The organism is Streptomyces roseus (genome assembly GCF_001044425.1).
Lineage (GTDB): Bacteria > Actinomycetota > Actinomycetes > Streptomycetales > Streptomycetaceae > Streptomyces > Streptomyces roseus.
Map to the genome: position 1 here is coordinate 22,770 of NZ_LFML01000131.1, position 6,241 is coordinate 29,010.

Genomic DNA, 6,241 nt, shown 5'->3' on the forward strand with positions numbered 1-6,241 from the left:
GCCCGGCGGGGCGTGGAATCCGGGAACCGCTGCGCCATTGGGGCGAGTGGGCGCCGCGCCGCCGGAGCGGGCGGCGTCTCCCGGGGCAATGTCGGATGCGGACCCGGCCGGGGACCGGCGGGCCGAGGCATGTGCCACGGGACGGGAGAAACGCATGGGGCAGCGCAACAAGCAGGTTCAGACGCTGATGGCGACGGCGGCGCTGGGGGTGGGGCTGCTGCTCCAAGGCGCCCCGGCGGCCGTGGCCCAGCCGGTGCCGGGGGAGGCCGCCGCCGCCGCGCCCGAAGCCGCCGCGGAGTCCGGCCGGTCCTCGTACGTGGAGGGCATCGTGGTCAGCCGCGTCACCCTTTACGTGCGGGCGAGGGCCACGACCTCCTCGCAGGTCCTGGGCTCGCTGGAGCCGTCCGAGAGGGTGCGACTGTCCTGCCAGGCCAAGGGCTCCTCGGTGGAGGGCAACAACATCTGGTACCGGCTGCACGGGGAGCCCGGCTGGGTCTCGGCCCGTTTCGTGCACAACTACACGCCGGTCCGGTGGTGCTGACGGGCGGCATGCCGCCTCGCCCTACCGGTCGGCGGGCGGGCGCTCGCGCCACAGCCGGCTGAGCCACGGGCGCCGGACGCGCTGCGCGCGCGAGTGCCGGTCGAGTTCCTCCACGAGCCGTTCGGAGCGCTTCTCGACGCCCAGTTCGTCCAGTACCCGGTCGGCTTCCGCGAGCAGGGCCCCGTACAGCTGCCACGTCCCGGGCCTTGCTCGCGCTTCCTCCGCCAGGAGTCGCGCGGCCCGTTCGCGGCTGATCCGCGCCGCCGCGAGTTCCTGCGTCAGCCGTTCCTCCGCCTCCTCGGCGCTCGCGCTGATCTGAGCCGTGATCAGTACGGCGAAGTTCTCGACGGCGCTCGCCATGTGGGTGAACAGCTCGCGCAGCGCGTCCGCGAGCTCGTCGTGGAAGAGGGGGCCGTCCGTACGGGTCCTGGCCAGGTCGGTCAGGGTGCGGCAGCAGACGCGCAGGACCACGGCGCAGATCTCCAGGGTGTCCAGCCCGGTACGGAGCACCAGGCGGAAGAGCAGCCCCTCCTTGACGCGGGGATTGAGCCGCAGGCTGTCCTCCGCCTGCCGCAGGGCCGCGTCCACGCCCGCGATGTCGTTGTCCAGCCGCCGTGCCTCGTGCAGCCGGGCCGCCGCCTTCTCCACGGGAGTGTGCTCCGCCAGCTCGTCGCCGAGGTGGCCCAGCAGGTCGCGCATGCGGCCGGCGAGCGAGGTGATCGCCTCGCTCGCCGGCGCCACCCAGACGGGCGGCGCGAGGAAGATGTTGAACAGGAGCCCCACGACGGCACCGATCAGCGTCTCCAGGACCCGGTCCCAGGCGGTGGACGCCACCTGCGTGACGCCGAGCACCAGCATGGCGCTGATCGCGACCTCGGGTACGAACTCGTCGACGCGCACGATGTGGCCCACGACGAGCGAGGTGAGGATGACCAGCCCCAGGCTCCACCAGGTGAGCCCCACGAGGGTGCTGAACCCGATGGCGACCAGGACGCCCGCGACCACCGAGTTCACCCGGCGGATGCCGGTGGTGAGGGTGGTGTAGAGGGTGACCTGGACGACGAGCAGTGCCGTCAGGGGTGCGGTCAGTGGCGCAGGTTCGCTGCTCAGCCAGAGCGCGACGACGTAGGACACCACGGCCGCTGCCGTCGACCGGAGGGCCTGTACGACGACGGGCTCCCGGCGACGGCTGACGAGAGTACGTACGGTGACGATGACTTCGGGCATACGTGCGAGCCTTCCCGGAGCCGGCGGCACCACGCGTCACATAGATCACTTTGGCACCACCGTACGCGAGGCGGTCCGTCCCGGCTCCTCCCCGGCCGGGGCGGCTACCCCGTACGGGCGACGCCGTCTTCCGACCCGGGCGGCCCGGCCTCGAAGCCGGTCGCCCGGCCCGGGGCTAGGGTGGGTCGGGGGGAGGTCGAGGGAGGTCGGAGCCGGTGTCGACGTCAAGCCATGAGGTGTTCGGGGCGCCGTGCTGGGTCAGCCTGATGACCGGCGACCTGGAGGCCGCCCAGCGGTTCTACGGCGCCGTGCTGGGCTGGACGTTCCGCCCCACCCGCCTCGGCGAGGGGTTCTCCGTCGCGATGCGCGACGGGGTGCCGGTCGCCGGGATCGGCGGGCTGGCGCGGCGGCTGGGGGTGCCGGTGGCGTGGACCCCGTACTTCGCCGTCGACGACGCGGACGTCACGGCCGCCCGGGTGCGCGAGCGCGGGGCCACGATGGCGGTCGGCCCGCTGGCCTTCGGCACCGGCAGGGCGGCGCTCGCGGCCGACCCCGACGGGGCGGTCTTCGGGTTCTGGCAGGGCGAGGTGATCCCGGACTGGACGGCCCGTCCCGGCCCCGGCGCCGCCGTCCGGCTCGAACTGCGCACCCGCGACGCCTTCGCCGCGGCCGTGTTCTACGGCGAGGTCCTCGACTGGGCGTGTGAGCGTCCCGGGTGCTGCGACGTCTCGTACGAGCAGGACCACGTGGTCATCCGGCGCGGCCCCGACACCGTCGCCGTGATCAGCGGCGGAGCCGTCGAGGAGGCCCCGGACCCGCAGGTCCGGCCGCGCTGGCACGTCCACTTCGACGTGCCGGACCTCGAAGCCGCGGTCGAGACCGCCCTCCGGCTCGGCGGCCGTACCGTCTCACCCGTGCACACCACCTCCACGAGCCGCCGGATCGCCCTGGCCGATCCGGACGGCGGCCTCTTCACGATCGTGGCCCTCCAGGACGGGACGGGGCCCGCCTCGGGGGTCGGATGACGAACGCGCGCCGTCCGGTGAGGCCCGGGCCGGGCCGGCCGGCCCTCAGCCGCGGGCGGCGAAGGCCTTCGTGAAGGCCAGCGGCTCCTGGAGTATCGAAGAGCACGTCGGGTCCGCGAAGTTCTTCGCGCCGCCCGGGCACTGCTTGTCACGGGCACCGGACCACATCGCGAGCCAGCCGAGGCCCTTGGAGCGCGCGAAGTCCACGAGCTGCTTGGCGTCGTCCGGGGTGAAGACCTCGGTGGCGACGTCGTTGACCCCGATCATCGGCGTCACGGCCACCGCCTTCCACGCCGCCGCCTCGCTCAGGCCCAGTACGCCCTTGATCTGCGCCTGCGTCGCGGTGGCCGCCTGGATGGCGTAACCGCCCATGTCACCGCTGTACGCCGGGCCGTAGTCCATCGCCATGATGTTGACGGCCGACACCGCCACCCCGTTCCGCTTGGCGTTGGCGATCAGGTCGACGCCCGGCTGCGTCAGCCCCTCCGGCATCACGGGGAGGGTGAACGAGACGTCGAGCCCGGGATGCGACTTCTGCAGCTGCGCGATGGCCTGCGCGCGCCGGGTGTTCGCCGCCGTGTCGGGCAGGGCAGCGCCCTCGATGTCGAAGTCCACCTTGGTCAGCCGGTACGTGTCCACCACCTTGCCGTACGCGGCGGCGAGATCGGCCGCGGAGCCGCACACCAGGCCCAGCTCGGAACCGGCCGCGCCGCCGAACGAGACCCGGACGTCGCCGCCCTTGCCCCGCAGGGCGGAGATCTGCGAGGCGACCCGGTCGTCCGCGAGGGAGGTGACCCCGCCCCAGAGCGGGGAGCAGCCGCCGCCCGAGGTGACGAAGGCCAGGTTGAACTCCTTCACGCCCGTTCTGGCGGCCGTGTCCAGCAGGTCGAACGCCGGGTAGAGCGAGGTGTCCACGTACGGGGCGAACCCGGCCGGCGCGGTGGTGCCCGGGGGAACGGTCGGCGTCGGCTTCGCCGTGGGCGCGGCGGTCGCCGTCGCCGTGGGCGTGCTCGTCGGCTTGGCGGTGGGCGGGACCGAAGCCGTCGGAGCGGTGGTGGGCCGCCCGCTCGGGCTGGGCGTGGGGCCGGTCGCCGGAGAACACCTCTCCTTGTTGATGAGGCACCCGGTGGGACTGCCCGCGCTCGCGCTCGCGTTGGTCACGAACCCGACGGTGACCGAGCCGCCGGCCGCGAGCCCGGCCGTGTCCCACTTGGGGGGCCTGACCGTCACGTGCCGGCCGTCGACGGTGTGCTCGCCGTTCCAGAGGGAGGCCAGGGAGGTCCCGGCGGGCAGGTCGAACTCCAGGGTCCAGTCCTTGAGCGTCCCCCCGCCGTGGTTGGTGACGACGTACTGCCCGGTGTAACCGGTGGTCCAGCTGCTCGACTTGGTGAAGGTCGCCCCGACCGACGCCGCCTGTGCGGTACCGGTCAGTGCCAGGGCGGTGCCCCCGACGGCCGCCGCGACGGCCAGCGCCGCCGCCGCCTTCGTCTTGGCGCTCGTCGTACGGCGATGGGAATGGCCAGCCATGAGGACCTGCCTCCGTGCTCGGTGGATGAGGATCGAGCAGCACGCTAGCGAGGCCAAAACGGACGAATGTGCGGTTCGGGTGTCGCTCGCGCGTTCTTGAAGCCGCCTTAAGGAACGGATCGGGGAGGGTTAATGACCACGGAACGCAGGGCGACCGCGCCGGCGCTTCAGGTAGGCGGGCACGGCCAGGACCCGGCGCGTCGTCCGCCGGACACGGCGCCGTCCGGTGCAGTCCGGTGGCGCCCGCGTACCCGTCCGCGCGACGTAAGGGTTTCGTCATCCGCGGACCGTGGCGCCGCGATCCCCCGTCCGCATTGAATGGCGGGGAACGGAACGACGAAGAGGGGCAGCCATGACGGGGACGACGACGGGCGCGGTGTCGGGGACGGGGACCGGTAGGCGCCGGCGCCGCCGGCTGCTGACCGGGGTGCTGGTCGCAGCGGCGCTCGTGCTGGGCGCGGGCCTGTACTGGGCCGAGCCGTGGAAGCTCTGGCAGAACTCCACCGTCAACGAGGCACTGCCCGCCCCCTCCGCGGCCCCGGGATCCTCGCGGCCGGGGACCGCCCCGGCGCCCGGACCGCAGACCGTCGCCCAAGGCTCGCTGATCAGCCACGAGCACAGCACCACCGGCACGGTGAAGCTCGTCAAGCTGCCCGACGGCTCGCGCACGCTCCGCCTGGAGAACCTCGACACCAGCAGCGGTCCCGACCTGCGCGTGTGGCTGACCGACGCGCCGGTGAAGGAAGGCGCGGACGGCTGGTTCGTCTTCGACGACGGCAAGCACGTGAGCCTGGGCAAGCTCAAGGGCAACAAGGGGGACCAGAATTACGAGATCCCGGCCGAGGTCGACCTCGCCGACTACTCCAGCGTCACCATCTGGTGCGACCGCTTCAACGTGTCCTTCGGCGCGGCGGCCCTCCAGGCGGTCTGACCCGCACGAGGCATCGACCGGCGGCTCCGCGCCACCGCCACCGCCCCCGGCGGCCGGGCGGTGCGGGGCGCGCCCGCAGAAGTGACGATCCGGTCTCGGATGCGGTGATCACCGTTGCCAACGCCGCCGGCGGTGCGTTTGGCGGTCATGGAAGCAGCTTCGACGCGTCCGGTCGTCTCCTCGGACGTTTCTTTCGCAGAGCTGAGCGGCGCGTACTGGATCGACTCCGATTCCTCCCCGCACGGGACGCGGGAGTGCGCCCAGTGCGCCCTCCTGCACGAGGCCGTGGGCGGCGAGCCCGCGGCCTTGCGGGAGGGCGCGGCGGCGGACTCCCGCTGCTGCGCGGGCATCGGCTGGGCGCTGACGACGGGACGGCCGTTACTGGTGACCTGCGCGGCGATCACCGTCACCGCGGCGCTCGTCACCGTGGCACTGGGCTGAGGAGCGGGCGCTGCGGCCGCGTCGGCGCTCGGCCGGTAGGGGCCGGCCCCCGGACCTGCGGGCTTTCGGAGGGCCGCTGCGTGCGCGTAGCGTGGTCGCATGACTACGACACCGGCTGAAGCGGGCGGGCCGAGGGTGCCGCCGTCCTCCCCGCCGCGGACGCCCGTGGACGGTCGCCGGGCCGTGGACCGGGCCCGGCCGCGGATGGAGATCCGCAACCGGCGGACCGCGGGGCTGACCTTCCGCGCGGACCAGTGGGCGGCGAAGAAGGCCGGCGCCCGGGCGACTGCCACGGTCCGGGGCTGGGGGTACGCGCACCTCGACGAGCCGGATCTCGACACCGCCGTACGGCGTCTCGTGCAGGCGGCCGTCGCCGACGGCGGGAAGCGGATCAGCGTCCACCTCGCCGACCAGGACCACCGCATCCTCGCCGTCGCGCTCAGCCACGTCGCGGGCGCCGCCCCCGGCGGGGACGACGTACTCGCCGAACTCGCCGCCCTGCGCTCCGTCGTGAGCTGCGGCAGCGACCTCGCCCCGGACGGGCGCCGG

At 73.6% G+C, this 6,241-nt stretch carries 7 protein-coding genes; 5 read left to right on the plus strand and 2 right to left on the minus strand.

Going from position 1 to position 6,241, the window contains the following annotated elements; all coding sequences use genetic code 11:
* Positions 1 to 154: 154 nt before the first annotated feature.
* Positions 155 to 541 (plus strand): SH3 domain-containing protein, encoded by a 387-nt coding sequence (locus tag ACS04_RS29535; RefSeq protein ID WP_053081012.1) that lies wholly within the window; start codon positions 155 to 157, stop codon positions 539 to 541.
* A gap of 21 nt (positions 542 to 562) precedes the next feature.
* On the opposite strand, the gene ACS04_RS29540 is transcribed toward ACS04_RS29535, so the two are convergent.
* Complete coding sequence (locus ACS04_RS29540; RefSeq protein ID WP_048479878.1) at positions 563 to 1,768, minus strand: FUSC family protein; 1,206 nt, start codon at positions 1,766 to 1,768, stop codon at positions 563 to 565.
* A gap of 266 nt (positions 1,769 to 2,034) precedes the next feature.
* On the opposite strand from ACS04_RS29540, the gene ACS04_RS29545 reads away from it, so the two are divergent.
* The gene (locus tag ACS04_RS29545; RefSeq protein ID WP_048479953.1) at positions 2,035 to 2,793 is read left to right on the plus strand and encodes a VOC family protein; all 759 of its coding nucleotides are present in this window, start codon (positions 2,035 to 2,037) and stop codon (positions 2,791 to 2,793) included.
* A gap of 45 nt (positions 2,794 to 2,838) precedes the next feature.
* Here the strand turns inward: ACS04_RS29545 and ACS04_RS29550 are convergent, their stop codons facing one another.
* Positions 2,839 to 4,320 (minus strand): glycoside hydrolase family 18 protein, encoded by a 1,482-nt coding sequence (locus ACS04_RS29550; RefSeq protein WP_048479879.1) that lies wholly within the window; start codon positions 4,318 to 4,320, stop codon positions 2,839 to 2,841.
* 352 nt (positions 4,321 to 4,672) lie between these two features.
* Between ACS04_RS29550 and ACS04_RS29555 the strand changes: the two genes are divergently transcribed.
* The 3 genes from ACS04_RS29555 to ACS04_RS37815 form a co-directional block, all read left to right on the plus strand.
* On the plus strand, positions 4,673 to 5,251 hold the full coding sequence (locus tag ACS04_RS29555; protein WP_048479880.1) for a DM13 domain-containing protein: 579 nt from the start codon (positions 4,673 to 4,675) through the stop codon (positions 5,249 to 5,251).
* A gap of 147 nt (positions 5,252 to 5,398) precedes the next feature.
* Positions 5,399 to 5,692, plus strand: coding sequence for a hypothetical protein (locus tag ACS04_RS29560; RefSeq protein ID WP_158977637.1), 294 nt, complete (start codon positions 5,399 to 5,401; stop codon positions 5,690 to 5,692).
* A gap of 99 nt (positions 5,693 to 5,791) precedes the next feature.
* Positions 5,792 to 6,241: hypothetical protein (locus tag ACS04_RS37815; RefSeq protein ID WP_158977640.1), on the plus strand; the 450-nt coding region annotated here is incomplete at its 3' end.